This is a genomic window from Rossellomorea aquimaris, from assembly GCF_000935355.1.
In the GTDB taxonomy this organism is placed as follows: Bacteria; Bacillota; Bacilli; order Bacillales; family Bacillaceae_B; genus Rossellomorea; species Rossellomorea aquimaris_B.
This window is the reverse complement of the sequence record NZ_JXZC01000006.1, coordinates 210,443-225,211: the sequence shown is the minus strand read 5'-3', so window position 1 is coordinate 225,211 and position 14,769 is coordinate 210,443. Positions and strand designations below refer to the sequence as shown.

16 protein-coding genes are annotated in these 14,769 nt (G+C 39.9%); 5 read left to right on the top strand and 11 right to left on the bottom strand.

Annotated features, from left to right (window positions below):
* Window positions 1-255: 255 nt before the first annotated feature.
* Window positions 256-642 (bottom strand): Spx/MgsR family RNA polymerase-binding regulatory protein, encoded by a 387-nt coding sequence (locus tag TV75_RS15405; RefSeq protein ID WP_044339671.1) that lies wholly within the window; start codon window positions 640-642, stop codon window positions 256-258.
* Between the two features lie 212 nt (window positions 643-854).
* Here TV75_RS15405 and TV75_RS15400 point away from each other — a divergent pair, with 212 nt between their 5' ends.
* Together TV75_RS15400 and TV75_RS15395 are read left to right on the top strand one after the other, a co-directional pair.
* Complete coding sequence (locus TV75_RS15400) at window positions 855-1,553, top strand: helix-turn-helix transcriptional regulator (RefSeq protein WP_044339670.1); 699 nt, start codon at window positions 855-857, stop codon at window positions 1,551-1,553.
* An 81-nt stretch (window positions 1,554-1,634) separates the two neighbouring features.
* Window positions 1,635-1,880: a DUF2626 domain-containing protein gene (locus TV75_RS15395; protein WP_032087678.1), complete on the top strand. Its 246-nt coding sequence runs from the start codon at window positions 1,635-1,637 to the stop codon at window positions 1,878-1,880.
* Between the two features lie 46 nt (window positions 1,881-1,926).
* Here the strand turns inward: TV75_RS15395 and TV75_RS15390 are convergent, their stop codons facing one another.
* A complete protein-coding gene (locus TV75_RS15390) occupies window positions 1,927-2,562 on the bottom strand; it encodes an MBL fold metallo-hydrolase (RefSeq protein WP_044339669.1) in 636 nt (211 codons plus the stop codon).
* 205 nt (window positions 2,563-2,767) lie between these two features.
* On the opposite strand from TV75_RS15390, the gene TV75_RS21600 reads away from it, so the two are divergent.
* Window positions 2,768-2,941, top strand: coding sequence for a DUF2759 domain-containing protein (locus TV75_RS21600; protein WP_044339668.1), 174 nt, complete (start codon window positions 2,768-2,770; stop codon window positions 2,939-2,941).
* 241 nt (window positions 2,942-3,182) lie between these two features.
* A complete protein-coding gene (locus TV75_RS15380) occupies window positions 3,183-3,536 on the top strand; it encodes a winged helix-turn-helix transcriptional regulator (RefSeq protein ID WP_044339667.1) in 354 nt (117 codons plus the stop codon).
* Between the two features lie 55 nt (window positions 3,537-3,591).
* Here TV75_RS15380 and TV75_RS15375 read toward each other — a convergent pair whose 3' ends face one another.
* From TV75_RS15375 to TV75_RS15345, 7 genes are all read right to left on the bottom strand, one after another.
* Window positions 3,592-3,906: an MTH1187 family thiamine-binding protein gene (locus TV75_RS15375; RefSeq protein WP_044339666.1), complete on the bottom strand. Its 315-nt coding sequence runs from the start codon at window positions 3,904-3,906 to the stop codon at window positions 3,592-3,594.
* Window positions 3,906-5,015, bottom strand: a complete 1,110-nt coding sequence (locus TV75_RS15370) for a hypothetical protein (RefSeq protein ID WP_044339665.1) — start codon at window positions 5,013-5,015, stop codon at window positions 3,906-3,908. The genes TV75_RS15375 and TV75_RS15370 overlap by 1 nt, the downstream gene beginning before the upstream one ends.
* A gap of 555 nt (window positions 5,016-5,570) precedes the next feature.
* A complete protein-coding gene (locus tag TV75_RS15365) occupies window positions 5,571-6,764 on the bottom strand; it encodes a M14 family metallopeptidase (protein ID WP_044339664.1) in 1,194 nt (397 codons plus the stop codon).
* Window positions 6,765-6,865: 101 nt separating this feature from the next.
* Window positions 6,866-8,734: an LTA synthase family protein gene (locus TV75_RS15360; protein WP_044339663.1), complete on the bottom strand. Its 1,869-nt coding sequence runs from the start codon at window positions 8,732-8,734 to the stop codon at window positions 6,866-6,868.
* Window positions 8,735-9,105: 371 nt separating this feature from the next.
* Entirely contained in the window at window positions 9,106-10,074 is a 969-nt protein-coding gene (locus TV75_RS15355) for an ROK family glucokinase (protein ID WP_044339662.1), read from the bottom strand.
* A 5-nt stretch (window positions 10,075-10,079) separates the two neighbouring features.
* Complete coding sequence (locus TV75_RS15350; RefSeq protein WP_044339661.1) at window positions 10,080-10,286, bottom strand: YqgQ family protein; 207 nt, start codon at window positions 10,284-10,286, stop codon at window positions 10,080-10,082.
* A gap of 152 nt (window positions 10,287-10,438) precedes the next feature.
* Window positions 10,439-11,899: a spore germination protein gene (locus TV75_RS15345; protein WP_044339660.1), complete on the bottom strand. Its 1,461-nt coding sequence runs from the start codon at window positions 11,897-11,899 to the stop codon at window positions 10,439-10,441.
* A gap of 140 nt (window positions 11,900-12,039) precedes the next feature.
* On the opposite strand from TV75_RS15345, the gene TV75_RS15340 reads away from it, so the two are divergent.
* Window positions 12,040-12,918, top strand: coding sequence for a hypothetical protein (locus tag TV75_RS15340; RefSeq protein WP_044339659.1), 879 nt, complete (start codon window positions 12,040-12,042; stop codon window positions 12,916-12,918).
* Here TV75_RS15340 and TV75_RS15335 read toward each other — a convergent pair.
* Both TV75_RS15335 and TV75_RS15330 read right to left on the bottom strand, forming a co-directional pair.
* Window positions 12,915-14,567 (bottom strand): rhomboid family intramembrane serine protease, encoded by a 1,653-nt coding sequence (locus tag TV75_RS15335; RefSeq protein WP_052504579.1) that lies wholly within the window; start codon window positions 14,565-14,567, stop codon window positions 12,915-12,917. The two genes, TV75_RS15340 and TV75_RS15335, sit on opposite strands and share 4 nt — an antisense overlap.
* 1 nt (window position 14,568) lies before the next feature.
* Window positions 14,569-14,748 carry a hypothetical protein gene (locus tag TV75_RS15330; RefSeq protein WP_044339658.1) on the bottom strand — a complete coding sequence of 60 codons (180 nt, stop codon included), beginning with the start codon at window positions 14,746-14,748 and terminating at the stop codon, window positions 14,569-14,571.
* Window positions 14,749-14,769: the final 21 nt, after the last annotated feature.

Genomic DNA, 14,769 nt, shown 5'->3' with positions numbered 1-14,769 from the left:
GCCTCTAAGCCCTGGAGCTGGATAAGAGAAAAGCGGAGGCGGCTCGTTCAGCCCCGACAAGCACAACTGGGAAATCCCAAAAGGCGTTCTTTGCCTTATGGGATTTTTCAGTTGTGACCTCGAGGGGCTAGCCGCCGGAGCTGGACAATCTAAAAGCAGAGGTGGCTCGTTCAGCCCCACAATCATATTGAAAAAGGCGGGCACTTTTCATAAAGTGCCCGCCTTTTTCAATCCAACCTATTATTCATGTTATATTCAACTACTTTTCTTCAACGCTCTGTTCTTATTCGCAAGGCTTTGTAATCCCTCTGGATTGTATCCGACCACCAGCTTTTTACCGTCTGTTAACAAGGGTCTGCGGAGAAGTTTTGGTTCATCAATAATTAATTTGATCACTTCCGATAAAGGTAAATCGTTTACGTCTTTCCCCAAGTCTTTGAAGGTTTGGCTTCTTGTAGCCAATATTTCATCGAGTCCATCGGTTGTTAGGGTTAGAAGCTCAATCAGTTCTTTATGTGTAGGCGTCTCTCTGAATAGATGTCTTTCATCAAAATCAACGGAATGTGCAGTTAACCATTTTTTGGCTTTTCGGCAAGAGGTACAGCTTGGATAAGTAAAAAATGTCAGGTTATTCACTTTCATGACCTCCTAAAATTAAACTTGCTTGTTTATGATTTGTTAAACATATTGTATATCAGTTGTATAACTTTTGTACAGTAATATCCCTTGGAAATTTGTGAACTTTTTTAAAACACTCGATAAATCAAGCTATAATAGGCTTTACTTGTATATCCATTCTTTTCCTTGATATTTATAATGGAGTTATAACCAACAAAAAATGAGGTGTTTCTTGGATGGATATGACATTGAAGGTTACAAGTGCACTTTCAGACCCTACCAGGTATTCCATTTACTTGTACATTAGTGAGAGAAAACAAAAGGTATCGGTTCAAGATATCGCCGAAGAGTTCCATATTCATCCGAATGTTGCTCGATTACATCTATCGAAACTTGAAGAGATTCGAGTGTTGCAATCAGAATATGTAAAGACAGGCAAAGGCGGCAGGCCAGGAAAACGATATATTCCTTCTGAAGAAATCGTGCAATTATCGTTTCCTCCCCGTGACTTCCGTTTACTTAGCGATCTCTCCGTTGCCTCATTAGCTAAGCTTGGAGAAGAAGGTTTTAAGGTTCTGGTGGAAGTGGGTTATGAGTATGGTAAAAGCCTGGTGAAACCCTACCTCAAGAGTCATGACTTATCCCTGCTTGAATTATCTCAAGCCGAAAAGTTACATATTTTATCGGAGATTGCTACATCAATCGGTTTTTCTTTAGATGAGTCAATTAGTGATACAAATCAAATCAATTTCCACTATGATCATTGCCCTTTTAATGAAATTGCTCAGTTGGAACCCTTGTATATATGCGGTTTACACAACGCCTTTTTAAAAGGGATGTTTGAAGCTCTATACTCTGTGGAAGAATTTAAACAAGAGGAAAATATATTAAATGACTGTTCCACGTGTAGATATCACGTAATCGTCACAAACTAAAAGCAAACGGATATTTACTTTTATGGTAGTATTCATTTATAATATTGAATGATGGACTTAGGGTGCAAAGGAGGGTTACATATGGATCGTATGTACAGAGTTCTTGGATTTTGGACTGGTATTTTTGCTGTAATGTTCTATCTTGGTGATATGACCACGACATCATTAATCTTTTTAGGCCAAACAGGATTCTTCATTATGCTAAGCTATTTAAAACTGTCCGAACGTATGTATATTTACATTTTCGGTGCTTACTTAACAGTGTTCTTTGCTGGATTTACTTATTGGACGACCTTTATGATGACTCCGGGTGCAGGAGGACACTAAAAAAATTCCCTTTAGCTTATAGCTAAAGGGAATTTTTTTGTGTAACTTAAAATCCATTTAAAAATGGATTTGAGTCCATTTCACCTTCAATAGATGTTTCCGGACCGTGGCCCGGTAGAACCGTCGTAGTCTCTGGCAAGGTTAACAACTTGTCATGAATACTTGCAAGCAGCTCCTTATGATTTCCACCAGGCAAGTCGGATCGCCCGATACTGCCCATAAATAACGTATCTCCTGCTAATACGATTTCACTTTCTTGTACATAATAAGAGATACTACCAGGCGAATGACCAGGCGTTTCGAATAATTGCAGCTCAAAATCACCAATCGACAGATTTTTTTCAGTTGTCAGTATGTAGTCAGCAGGCTTCAGTCGAATCAGTTCACCCATCATGAACAATTGCGATCCATTTAATGCAGGATCCAGTAACCACTGAGCTTCTTTCTCGTGAACATATACCGGAATTCTATAGTTTTCCCGTACGTGATCAACCGCTCCAATATGATCAAAATGAGCGTGAGTAAGGAGAATGGCTAACGGAGTTAACGATTGACTCTCCAACCATTGAATCAACTTCTCCCCTTCTCCGCCTGGATCGATGACTAAGCATTCGTTTTTTGTGTTCCAAAGGATATAGCAGTTCGTTTGTAAAGGTCCTAAAGGAATTTGTTTCCACTGCAACGGTTCCACCTCCAATTGTGATACTATTATTGTAGCAGAACTTATGGCATCATAAAAATTAGGCAGGTAGACCCGCCATATAAGTTTCAAATTTTCGACCTCGACAAACAGAGGAAAAAAATATAAAATGTTAATGAGTGCATTTATGTACATATGATCATTAAGCGCATTAGTAAAACGCATTTTAATGAAAGGGGTCATATAAATGGGTCTTGTAATTATTACAGCATTGGTTACATTATTAGCTTTATTTTCAGTAGTAAGCACTTTCAAAAACAAGAACGCTATGGGAATTCTTTTCTCATTGGCAACATTGGGTGTTTTTGGTTGGTTTACAATTATGACTGTCCTTCACTCTGGTTACCCAGGTGGTCATTAATCAAACAACTGAATGATAGTAAAAAGCCTCCCGTCATGTAACGGGAGGCTTTTTACTATCATTCAGGGCACTCTACGGTAATGTAGGCACCAAAAAGTACCCTATGGACCTTTATAATAGGTACGTTATAATAGAAAAGAAAATTATCATAGTGCCGATTAGGATAATAGCCAATCGAGTAGCCCATTCTATTTGTAAAGCGATCGCATCATTTTACATGTAAGGGATTGGAGGTTTCGTAATGAAAAAATACAATATACCCGTGGAAGCTTCCTTAGAAGTCATCGGAGGCAAGTGGAAAGTCGTGATTCTCTGTCATTTGATTAAAAGCAAGCGAAGAACGAGTGAATTGAAGAAATTAATGCCTGGAATCACTCAGAAAATGTTGACTCAACAGTTAAGGGAACTTGAAGCAGATGGGGTAATCAACAGAATTATTTATAACCAAGTCCCCCCCAAAGTAGAATATGAATTAACAGAATACGGCTGGTCTTTAAAAGGACCTCTGGATATGCTGTGTGCATGGGGGGAACAGCATATAGAGAAAACCTATCCTGACAAAAGCGAAGTGTTGGTCGAAAGTGAAGAAGTATGATTTCAAAAGATATAAGGGTGAGTATCTGCAAAGGATACCCACCCTTTTTTTGCTCTTAGTGATCTAATTTACTCTGAACAGAGGATAACTTCCCTTCCATAGTCGTTTTCTTATCCCGACGATCATCAATTCTTATGTTGGTTGCTACCCTTTTGATCCCCTGTTTGAAAGGTGATTCATGAATGTCTTGAATGACTTGAAACAAAACAGGAAGTTCTCCCTCTATGATCGTATTCATTGGAGTAAGTTGAAAACGTATTTTCCCTTCTTCCTCATACCCTTTAAGAATTCTATGTAGATCCGCTACATAAGAACTAACACTTGGAGATTCCGTTCCGATTGGTATAACTGTAACATCTACGATTGCCATTACATATCTGCTCCTTCTTCTTTCAATAGTTGAATGATATTTGTGGTCGTCAAATCGATTACTTTCTCAAGTTGATTTCCATATAAACAAATTTCTCCATTTGGAGTACATTGGATTGGCTCTAAAGGGAGGTCTTCAAACAAAACGGTTTCTTTTCCCGAAACCGTGTCCCACTTCACCAATGAGAATGTTCCAGTGTAGGTATCAAAAGAGCCTGGTTCATTTGCCTTGAATGTAATCATATGACCCTTCCCATCTATCATATCATAATAAGGGATTAACCAATCAGAGTAACGGCTCAAGAGATCTACTGAGAATTCTGTCTGTATCTCTCCACTTGAGGTGATGAATTGATACGTAAACGGTCCCTCTTCTTCCCGGGAAGAGATAGATAATAGAGAATCTTTGAACTGATTAAAGTGGACACTGGAATCCACTAACGTGTCTTTCCCCCCGTCGAGAATATTTTGGGATACGAGGGGCGCTGAAACGCTGACTTCTTCCGTATTCCAATCTTGAAAAAGAACGGAAGAGTCAGATTGCCACTGTACAAATGGCTGTTCAACATCAAGAGGTTCCATTATCCCTTTTTCTACATCAATTTGAAAGACTTGAAAGCTCCAATCTTCACTAAAACTGGTCATTAACAAAGCATTGTCATCAAACTTGTTCCATGAGTGAGTCAATTCATAAGACGGGACATCCTCTTGAAACAGCACTTCTCCATCCCTGCCAATAATAGTCACTTGCGCTGAATAAGATACTGGAGCTGAATGGATAAGTATTTTTTCCTTATCTGGTGAAATGCTTGCGCTCACATATGAAGAAGGAATCTCATAAATTTTCATCTTGCTTCCATTGTAAAGATTATAAATATAGAACGAGGTTTGACTATCCTCATTTTGAACGGTTAGAATTTCCGAATCTGAAAGCCAGCCGATGTTTTCTACAAAAATGTCGGAGGTAAGACCTTCTGCAACCATCTCTTTCTTTTCAAACTTCTCTTTCTCGGGGGGAGAAGTTTGAGTTTCTTCAGATTGACAAGCTGACAACCAAAGAATACTCAACAAAAACCATATCAAAACACTTACCTTTTTGTTATTGATCATACACTTCTCCCTCCCTCAATTTATTCCATATTAATTAGTACGTTTTAAAAAAGAAAATGTTTCAAGATCATTAAAAAAACATTACAATAATTCAAAAAAGTGATGACCTGATGTTCACTCGCACACCATTCGGGTCACCACAATCGGTTATTCTCTAAATAGGATGATGATTTATTTTACTCCTGATTTTAACTTTCTACAATAGTTATTTATGGAACCTGACAAAAGATTTTTCGAGTCATTTTTTACGATAAGTCGAATTTCATAAAGTCCTGTCGGGGCTGAACGAGCCGCCTCCGCTTTTGTTTCATCCAGCTCCGGCGGCTAGCCCCTCGAGGTCATAAGTTAAATTGGCCAAGAAGGCATAGGGCGCCTTCCCGGCCAATTCATCTTATGCTTGTCGGGGCTGAACGAGCCGCCTCCGCTTTTGTTTCTTCCAGCTCCGGCGGCTAGAGGCTCGAGGTCATAAGTCAAACATGCCAAAAAGGCAAAGAACGCCTTTCCGGCATGTTCGTCTTATGCTTGTCGCCTCTGAACAAGCCGCCTTCGCTTTAGTTAGTACCATCGATAAATCGATACAAGGAAGATCCCGAGCATATCCTGGTAGATTTCGGTGAATTGTGACAGAGGCAAGGGGTTTATTCCTTTTCCTAACTCTATGGTAAAGCCCGCTTTCTTGAATTCTTTAATAAACCAATCTTTGTAACCGGCATAGCTATCAATATATCTGACAGATTCATACCCGCTCACTCTGTTAAAATCTGCTGCCAGATTGACAGCTTCCGGCGGTTCCAAGCCCTCGTATCCCCAATAGAATTCTTTCCCCTGGGTGTGGAGGGCTAACAGCCGGTCAAAATTCTCTTGTTGAGCCAGTTTGGCCATAGCGATTGTTTCAGGTTCTGAAAGAGGCTTATATCCTGGGAAATCTCTCGGAGCTGGTGATTTTTCTTCCTTCCTTTCTTTCTCCACCTCCCATTTTGCAGGAAATTGGTTATTCAGGTCCACACCTCTTATATTTGCTTTCCACCCCGTAAAATCTGTACTTCCACGATTGATTTCAATTAATTCTTTTCTTCTATCGTCAGGTGGTCCGTTCAAAACGAGATCCACTCCATCCGGGTTAACCATAGGTACAAACGAAATGGTCACCATTCCATATAAGGGAAGGGTCTGAATTCCTCTCATGAGGTTTCCATTTGTTAACGATAGTAAATAGTCATTAATGAACGTCATCAAAATGGAGGTGGTAATCCATTCATTCGCATGAAACGACGCATTTATGTGAACCTTCTTCTTTCCGGTGCCCACTCTCATTTCAATGAGGTCTTTCCCCAGTACACTTTCTCCAACTGAGTTTAATTTGATAAATGGATAGAGCTCTTTTAGTTTCTTCACGTCATCATCAAGCGCTCCTGAACTATAGGCTTGTTTCCCGTTTACTATCGGGGAAACGACTCTTGACGGCAGAAATATACTTGAACCTATTTGCAAACTGTTAGGATTCACCCCTTCGTTCAAAAGGAGTAAGGCGTCTACTCCTATATTCCGCTGCTGGGAAAGGGTCCAGAATGAATCTCCTCTTTTAATTGAGTAGCTTTCTTTTCTAAATCCAGGGAGTTCTATCTCTGTACCTATCTTCAATCCATCCGGATCAACAGAAGGGTTCGAATCAATGATTAATTGGATTGGAATATAAAACAGCTGACTGTAGTACCAAAAGGAATCACCACTGCGAACTTTCACTTTCATGAAGGAACCTCCCCATTCATACGTCCTTACTTACATGTATGAAAGGTTCTATAATTCATGACAAAAAAAGCTTGCGAATCTCTTCGCAAGCTCTGTCTAACTTATTCTTCATTATTTTCGGTTTCACCGTAAAAGCGAAGGAGGTCTCCATTGATGATCTTATCGGAGTATCCTAACTCTTCATCCACACGCTCTTTATATGGCTCACAGTATTTCATATCCGTTGTTTCTTCTGTTTCCTTATTCCAACACTTTTCACCGGCAAAAACATATTCCTCAGTGATGAAACGGCCATCGCGCAGAATGGCAAGGTCTTCATGCTGACTGGAGAAGATATCCGAACCGAACTGTATGTCATTCTTCGTGTCGATACCTAAAAGGTGCAAAACGGTTGGTTTCAGGTCGATTTGCCCGGAAACTTTAGAAATGGTCTTACCTTCTTGTCCAGGAATGTGAATGATCATTGGGACCTGTTGAAGCTGTGTGCTTACAAATGGCGTTACCTCTTTACCTAAATATTGACTCATGGCCTTATTATGGTTTTCAGAAATACCATAGTGATCCCCGTACATCACGATAACGGAGTTTTCATATAATCCTGATTCCTTCAAGTCGGTAATGAAGTTCTTTACAGCTTCATCCATATAACGAACAGTTTGGAAGTAACGATTGACCGTACCATCTTTGGATGTGTAAGGATCGATCAGCTTATCTTCTTCATCTAATGTGAATGGATAATGGTTCGTTAATGTAATCATCTTCGTACTGAACGGTTGAGGCATCTCTTTCATGTGCTCAACAGATTGCTCAAAGAACGGAATATCCTTCATACCCCAGTTAACAGAATTCTCTTCCGTTACCTCATAGTCGGGTAAAGAATAGAAACGTTCGTATCCTAAGGAGTCATACATAATGTCACGATTCCAGAAGCTTTTATTGTTAGCATGCATAGCGGTTGTATAGTATCCATTTTCACCAAGCTTTTCTGTCATGGATTCAAACTCATTTCCAGAATGAGTGAAGAATACTGCCCCCCTGTTCAATGGGTAAAGGGAATTATCGAGTAAAAATTCTGAGTCTGACGTTTTCCCTTGCTGGGTTTGATGATAGAAATTATCAAAGTAGTAGCTTTCACCAATAAACTCATTAAGGAATGGTGTAATTTCCTGACCGTTCACTTCGCTATTAATGACAAAGTTCTGAAGGGACTCGAGTGATACAATGATTAAGTTCTTGTCCTTTGCAACCCCGAACATTTCTTTATCAGGCTCGATGTAACTTGCACGGACATAGTTATCAATATCAGCTAATTCACTGCCGTCAGCCATTGCTCGTTGAGCCGAGGACTTGGATTGCAAGAAAATATCATACACATGGTAATTATATGTTCCGATATTCTTTACTAACATTTCACGATCGAACGTTCTGGTGAGAAGCTGTGGTCTTTCTGATTCCGCTAATCCCAGATTAAAGAAAACCAGTGCGGTTGCAACCAGGAAATACGCACGTCGATTAGCCCGGCTGTAGTTTTGTAAAGAAAACCATGTCGGCTTTAATTTAATGAAGAGAATTAATACAATGACATCTGTGAAATAGAATAAATCCTTCCAGCTCATAATCGCGCTGGCACTCGTACCTAAATCAGAAAAATTGCTGGTTTGAAATAGGACAGGGAGTGTCAGGAAGTCATCAAAAAATCGATAGAAAACAACGTTTCCGTATAGGATAAACGAAAGGACGAAGCTGGCAGCGATAATATATCTGGTGCGAGACTTATCCTTCTTAAGAAGTAACCCTACTCCGAAGATAAATAGTAAGAAACTTAGTGGGTTGATGAAGAGAATAAGTTCTTGGAGTGTACTCTCTATCTTTATATCAAAACTAGTTTTATAGACAATATACGTTTTAACCCAAAGAAGCAATGCAGCGATGATAATTAGAGAAGCCTTTGGTGTCTTTTTCAATTTCATTTAATCAACCTCCTTGCTACAAACGGTTCCTTCGTATGTAACACATTCATGTTATATTTTTATTGGTAAAATAAGGTAATTTTTAAAACACAGCCTTGAAATATCTTAATACTTTTTTTACAAAACGTCAAACTCCATTTCATATTGTACATTTACAATTAATATTTAAGTCTTATTCTCTTACCCATACTATTAGACGATTGAAACCGTTAAAAGTTTCAAAATAACTATATTTCTTCAAAACGGTTCTAATGTCCCTATGTCTTATAGACTACCCTCTACAGATACTAGAATGACAGAAAAAAGAACCCTCCTTTTCAGGAAAGCTCTTTTCTTCCGGAATGAATATCCATTGATACATCATATCCCCATCAGATTTTATTCTTTACTAACCAGGCTGCTCCAATCACACCCGCATCATTTCCAAGGGTAGCGATACTCAGATTGGTTGAAGTACGGACGGTTGGGAATGAGAACTGTTCGAAATATTTCACAACCGGATTTAATAATATATCACCCGCTTTGGAAACCCCTCCACCGATGACAATCTTTTCCGGGTTAAGTGCATTTCCTAAATTCGCCAGGGACAATCCTAGAAAGAAGGCTAATTGATCGATGACTTCAAGGGCAAGTTCATCATGTTCTCTTGCTGCATCAAAGATATCCTTTGCACTGACTATACCATGGGACTCCCTGATCTCGCGAAGAACAGACGCTTTCGTTGCCCCATCCAGTTTTTCATTTGCGAGACGAACGACTCCTGTCGCAGAAGCAACCGTTTCCAAACAACCTGTCTTTCCACAGTTACATTGGAATCCCCCTTCTGGAACAACGGTAATATGCCCGATTTCACCACCTGCACCTTTCACACCATGCACGACATCCCCATTGGTTATGACTCCACCGCCAACACCGGTTCCAAGAGTGACACAAACGATATCCTTCGCACCGTCTCCTGCACCTTTCCACATTTCACCCAATGCTGCGCAATTTGCATCATTATCAATAACGGCTGATAAACCTGTTTCCATTTCAAGTAAGTCCTTTAATGGCGTATTCTTATCCCAGCCTAAATTAACCGCTTCGTAAATAATGCCTTTTGCCATATCGACCGGTCCCGGTGCACCCATCCCGATCCCGACAAGTTTATCTCTGGACTGATCTAATTGTTCCAGCTTCTTATCAATCGCTTTAGCAATATCAACGATGATATTTTTCCCATTCTCGGATTTATCAGTAGGGATTTCCCATTTATGTAAAAGTTCACCGTACTTACTCAAGAACGCGATTTTTGTCGTCGTCCCTCCTAAGTCTACACCGACCAACCACTTTTCTGTCATCTTTATCACCTGTCCTGTTTTTCTTTTTCAATTTGTATTTCATGCCGCAACAAAAACAAAGCTGTTTGAAAATCCCGCGTGTCGATCAGCTGGGATTGATAAAGTTCTATTAGTTCGCCTTCCATTAGTTGCAGGTCAGAAAGACGATGCCCAACATATATAATGGTCCCATAACTTTTTAGTAACTGTTGGATATCATAAATCGTTTTCATAACATACACCCTGCTTTCTATCATTCACCTTAAAGTATAAGTGAAAATCCCCATCTTCTCAATATGCAGCTATCAAATATCCTATCTAAGCAACCAAAGAAAAAAAGACCTACTTAATGGAATATCCAATAAGTAAGTCTCTTTAACTTAGTTTAACGATCTGGATCTTTCGGGTGCAGGAATCGTGGTCGTCTGTTTTTTAAGGGCATAGGCGAACGCAGGAATACGTCCCGGAATGCTCTCAAATTAAACGGAATAAATGGCCACATATACGGAATATCAAAGGATTTCATTCTTGAAAGCATAATAATCCACAACAGTATACCCACAACAAATCCATACACCCCGAATAATGCAGTACAGATCAATAAGAAAATCCTGACTAACCGGTTTGCTAAGCTCATCTCATAGCTTGGTGTTGAAAAGGTACCGATTGCTGCAATAGCGAGGTAAAGAATGACTTCATTAATTAAGAGCCCCACTTCCACCGCCACTTGTCCAATCATTAAGGCCGCCACTAGACCCAGGGCAGTCGCTAACGAAGAAGGGGTATGAATGGCAGCCATCCGCAAAATATCGATCCCGACTTCAATAATTAGAAATTGAAGAAATAAAGGAACTTCTCCCACCTCATCGGGACCCACATACCTCATTGATTCCGGTAATAGATCGGGTTGGATCGCAAATAAATAATAAAGAGGCAATAAGAAAATCGAGCTCCAGACAGCGATAAACCTCACAAAACGAAGGTAAGCTCCTACAGACGGCTTGTTTCTATATTCTTCGGCATGTTGTAGATGATGCCAAAAAGTTGTCGGGGTAATCAACACACTCGGTGAACCGTCGACCATAATGATGACGTGTCCTTCATATAAATGTGCGGCTGCTGTATCCGGCCTTTCTGTATACCGTACCATAGGATACGGATTCCAGTGTCGTCCAGCAATAAACTCCTCCAGTGTCTTCTCCCCCATGGGAAGACCATCTGTGTCAATCTTCGAAAGAGCATCTTTGATTTTATGGACTAAATGCGGATCGGCAATGTCTTCAATATAACTGACGACAATATCCGTTTTGGATCTTCTTCCTACTTGCATATATTCCATTCGAAGAGAAGGGTCACGAACTCTCCTTCTAGTTAGCGCAGTGTTAAATACAATCGTTTCTACATATCCATCTCTTGACCCTCTCACTACCCGTTCAATATCCGGTTCCTGTGGACCTCTGACAGGATATGTTCTTGCATCAATCATAATGACCTTATCAATGCCATCCACCACAAGGGCTGTCGGACCTGCCAATACCAAATCGATCACTTGGTTCAAATCATCCACTTGCTCTATCTCTATGTAGGGAATGTACGTCTTCAATAATTTTTCTAAAGTATCTTCTTCTAATTGTTCAGGACTAAGTCCCGATAAGAGCTTCATTAGATAATGCATAATATCATCTTTAACAAAGCCATCCACTAAAAACATCGCCATTTTTCTCTCTGCATACTCCAGATCCAATTGAATGACATCAAAGCTTTTGTCTACAGCTAAGGTATCCCTTAAATAATTGGTGTTTTCTTCAATCTGAGTAGAGACAGGCTTTTTCTTTTGATTTGTCATTAGCCTTCACTCCCAATACCTTTACATGAATTTCCATCTTTACCATCCTAGTCAAAGAAGCTAGAAAACATACATCCTATCATATTGATATCCTGCTCTTCATACTATTTACAAATGGACATACTATTGGAGTGAACCTAATGAGACAAAGACTAAAAGAAGCCATGCCCTTTCTTGTCATCATGTGCATCGTTGCTCTTGGGATACAATTTATTTATAAACCCCAAACAGAAGAAAGTATTATTTTTTTCCCGATAAATGAAAATGTTTCCTATGAATCTGCCACTACTATTCTGATGCTTCAACCCGAGAAGAAAAATGATCATTATGAGGTAAACTGGAAGGTGTCTTCAAAGCTGGATTCACCGGCATATTTGCGTCAGGATGTCGGCTTTTTATTTATGAACGGCAGGTTGAAGGGACTCATGAATGAGTGGGAACAAAACACGGATCAAATTGTGGAGGAATCAACCATTAAGGGCAAAGAAAGCAGCCTGCTTCAAGCTGTTTCATTCCATTATTCTGAAATTCACGAAACCGAAACAGAGTTTACTAGCGCACAGAAAATGTCTGAAGATGCCTTGTATGTGATTGATTCAAATTTCAGCTCGCTAAATGCCTTCCGGGAGCCGGGTACGGATGCAGAAAAAGAATGGAAGAACATTTTGGACAAAGTGACCACGCAGCAGCTCGACTACCTGTGGGAAAAGGCGATTACTTCCTTAGAAATCCCTATTGATGAGTATACATCCTTTCCATTAACCCGACTTCCCCAATTAGAAAGTCAGCCTTTAGAGGGGTTCACTCAGGGAGAGTGGGATCGTCTAATCGGAAACCTATGGGAAGGACTTTATAAAAACTATTATTTAGGAATAAAAAAAGAGGACGGCTCTGTCATTGAGTCAATAGACAGTGCCATCCCACTTATATTAGTGAAGAATGATCGAAAAGAAGTTCTCGTGTTACTGATTGATAAAAATGGAGAAGCTTCTTTACTTAAACAACAGATTTCCTTTTAAATGTTCTCCTGTAATTCTTTATAAAGTTTTTCATAATTATCATCCTGCCTATTTAATTCATAGGCTTTTTTTGCATGTACAAGAGCTTCCTTCCTTTCACCAGAATCAATCAGAATTAACGCAAGATTGTAGTGAGCTTCATGAAATTGTCCATTCTCGTCAATCGCAGCTTTCAAATGATTCTTCGCCGGTGCTAATTTGTTCAGCTTGATTTCAGCATATGATAGGTAGAAAAATGTCTGGGCATTTGGTGATCCATCCTCAACTACAGGGAGAAGAATTTTTTCAGCTTCCTCCCACTGTTGATTTGAAATCTTTTCCTGTGCCACACCATTTACTGTGTCAACGTCCCAAGAGGTTGGATCTGTACCAATTCCCCTCGACATAAGTACTCCAATAAGTACAATACTTCCCCCCAGAAACAGTAATTGACGCAAGGGACGGAGAGCATTAGGCAAGCTGACAATTCCTGCTGCGAGAACCCCCCCTATTAACCCACCGATATGACCTGCATTATCAATTCCCGGGATCGTAAAGCCAAGGACTAAATTCAATAGAATAACCGCAATGATATTAGTGCCCATCGTTCTGAAGAAGATTTTCGGATATAATACACCAAAGTACAGCAGCGCACCGAAACAGCCAAAGATTGCACCACTTGCTCCTGCAGAAAGATTGGATGTAAAAAGGAAGCTGGCTAGAGATCCCGTGATTCCCGATATCATATAAATGAAGATAAATCGGATTCGTCCGAACATTTTCTCCACTGCAGTACCCAGATAAAATAAGGCGAGTGTGTTCATCAATAAATGCAGTATTCCTATATGTAGAAAGATCGGGGTTACGAGTCGCCACCATTCCCCTTCAATCATGAGGGGATTGTACTTAGCTCCGAACTCAATCAGTGTTTGCGGATCCTTGCTTCCACCATTCAGTTCGAGAATAAAGAACATGATCAATTGGAGTGCAATGAAGAAATAGGTAAAGAACGGCTTTCCTTTTTCAAACAGCTGTCTTTCCTTTTGTATCTGTTTGGAAGAAGCAGTCATGGTCATGCTTTTTATCCATTCTACATTGGCATCCAGTACTTCGTTTGGGAGATCCCAATCCACTTCACTAAAAAAAGGATCATTCATAAGAGTGTCTACACTTTGATCACCATGAAGAAGGAGAGGCTGAATGGTGGTCTTTTGGTTGTTCACTGGTTCCTGGAATAAATCAGGACCTGAATCTACCGGTGGAAAAGTGGAGACATAGATATTCTTCACTTGAAGCTGCCTTTTACCCAGGGACTTCCTGATTTTCTCTCCATTCACGGAGGTCAATTCCATATCCCGCTTGACCCAGTTTCCCCAATCTAAATCTTTAAGGACCATCCGAATGACGTTTGCTTCTTTTATCCCGGTGTTTTCCAGCCAAATTTCATCTTGATTAGGAGAGAGATTAAGAATTCGATATTGTTTAAATTCAACCAAATAGTGAGCTATCTTCCAAAACAAATAATGATATCGTAAATCCACATCATCCACTACTTTCTTTTTAAAAGATCCTTTGTCTATCCCTACTATACCGAACCCTTTCTTACACTGTAAAACAAAAAAGACTGTAAGAGAGGTTTTCACACCCACTCTACAGTCATTTCCACTCATTTCATCCTCTAAATGCACCTTGAATAAATTTTGACCGAATACCTGGTACCCCCATCGCCGCTTTTACTGCAAATTTTCTAATGAGAAAGTTCCCGAGAAGTACATTTAACAATCGGTATCGGTTTGGAATCAGCAAAAGAATCAAACCGCCCAGCAGTAACCATTTTGTCCATCCGTTCATGACGATCCCTCCTGATAGTAG

What these genes read in the sequence shown, in the direction of transcription:
- TV75_RS15400 (WP_044339670.1), top strand. Translation starts at nt 855, where the DNA reads ATGGATATGACATTGAAGGTTACAAGTGCACTTTCAGACCCTACCAGG.
- TV75_RS15335 (WP_052504579.1), bottom strand. Translation starts at nt 14,567, where the DNA reads ATGAGTGGAAATGACTGTAGAGTGGGTGTGAAAACCTCTCTTACAGTC.
- TV75_RS15405 (WP_044339671.1), bottom strand. Translation starts at nt 642, where the DNA reads ATGAAAGTGAATAACCTGACATTTTTTACTTATCCAAGCTGTACCTCT.
- TV75_RS15395 (WP_032087678.1), top strand. Translation starts at nt 1,635, where the DNA reads ATGGATCGTATGTACAGAGTTCTTGGATTTTGGACTGGTATTTTTGCT.
- TV75_RS15375 (WP_044339666.1), bottom strand. Translation starts at nt 3,906, where the DNA reads ATGGCAATCGTAGATGTTACAGTTATACCAATCGGAACGGAATCTCCA.
- TV75_RS15330 (WP_044339658.1), bottom strand. Translation starts at nt 14,748, where the DNA reads ATGAACGGATGGACAAAATGGTTACTGCTGGGCGGTTTGATTCTTTTG.
- TV75_RS21600 (WP_044339668.1), top strand. Translation starts at nt 2,768, where the DNA reads ATGGGTCTTGTAATTATTACAGCATTGGTTACATTATTAGCTTTATTT.
- TV75_RS15365 (WP_044339664.1), bottom strand. Translation starts at nt 6,764, where the DNA reads ATGAAAGTGAAAGTTCGCAGTGGTGATTCCTTTTGGTACTACAGTCAG.
- TV75_RS15340 (WP_044339659.1), top strand. Translation starts at nt 12,040, where the DNA reads ATGAGACAAAGACTAAAAGAAGCCATGCCCTTTCTTGTCATCATGTGC.
- TV75_RS15380 (WP_044339667.1), top strand. Translation starts at nt 3,183, where the DNA reads ATGAAAAAATACAATATACCCGTGGAAGCTTCCTTAGAAGTCATCGGA.
- TV75_RS15355 (WP_044339662.1), bottom strand. Translation starts at nt 10,074, where the DNA reads ATGACAGAAAAGTGGTTGGTCGGTGTAGACTTAGGAGGGACGACGACA.
- TV75_RS15360 (WP_044339663.1), bottom strand. Translation starts at nt 8,734, where the DNA reads ATGAAATTGAAAAAGACACCAAAGGCTTCTCTAATTATCATCGCTGCA.
- TV75_RS15370 (WP_044339665.1), bottom strand. Translation starts at nt 5,015, where the DNA reads ATGATCAATAACAAAAAGGTAAGTGTTTTGATATGGTTTTTGTTGAGT.
- TV75_RS15350 (WP_044339661.1), bottom strand. Translation starts at nt 10,286, where the DNA reads ATGAAAACGATTTATGATATCCAACAGTTACTAAAAAGTTATGGGACC.
- TV75_RS15345 (WP_044339660.1), bottom strand. Translation starts at nt 11,899, where the DNA reads ATGACAAATCAAAAGAAAAAGCCTGTCTCTACTCAGATTGAAGAAAAC.